The organism is Mesorhizobium sp. M7A.F.Ca.US.005.03.2.1 (assembly GCF_003997795.1).
Taxonomy (GTDB): domain Bacteria; phylum Pseudomonadota; class Alphaproteobacteria; order Rhizobiales; family Rhizobiaceae; genus Mesorhizobium; species Mesorhizobium ciceri.
This window is the reverse complement of sequence record NZ_RZRP01001612.1, coordinates 1-452: the sequence shown is the minus strand read 5'-3', so window position 1 is coordinate 452 and position 452 is coordinate 1. Positions and strand designations below refer to the sequence as shown.

Below are 452 nucleotides of genomic sequence, written 5' to 3'. Positions count from 1 at the left end.
TCCGGCGGCAAGCCCGTCGGAGCCACCACCATGACGATCTGGATTTCACGGGAGGAAACCTGATGCTCGACAAGCCCTCTAGCAAGAAACTGTCTGACGTACTCGACCAATTCGGCGCCGCGCTTGCTGCCAATGACATCGAGAAGGCGGTCGATTGCTTTCAAGAAGATTGCTACTGGCGCGACCTCGTTACCTTCACCTGGAACATCAAGACCATGGAAGGCCGCGACCAGGTCCGCGACATGCTGAAAAGCCAGTTGTCGAACACCAGGCCATCGCACTTCGCCATCGCCAAGGGCGAGGACGCGACCGAGAGCGGCGAACTGATCGAGGGCTGGATCAGCTTCGAGACGGAGGCGGCACGCGGCTTCGGCCATATCAGGCTGAAGAACGGCAAGATCTGGACGCTGCTGACCACCATGGCCGAACTGAAAGGCCACGAGGAGCCGGCA

At 60.0% G+C, this 452-nt stretch carries 1 protein-coding gene; it reads left to right on the top strand.

Annotated features, from left to right (window positions below; all coding sequences use genetic code 11):
• Window positions 1-62: 62 nt before the first annotated feature.
• Window positions 63-452, top strand: a 390-nt coding sequence (locus EN991_RS39445; protein ID WP_164769825.1) for a nuclear transport factor 2 family protein, incomplete at its 3' end; no start/stop codon positions are given.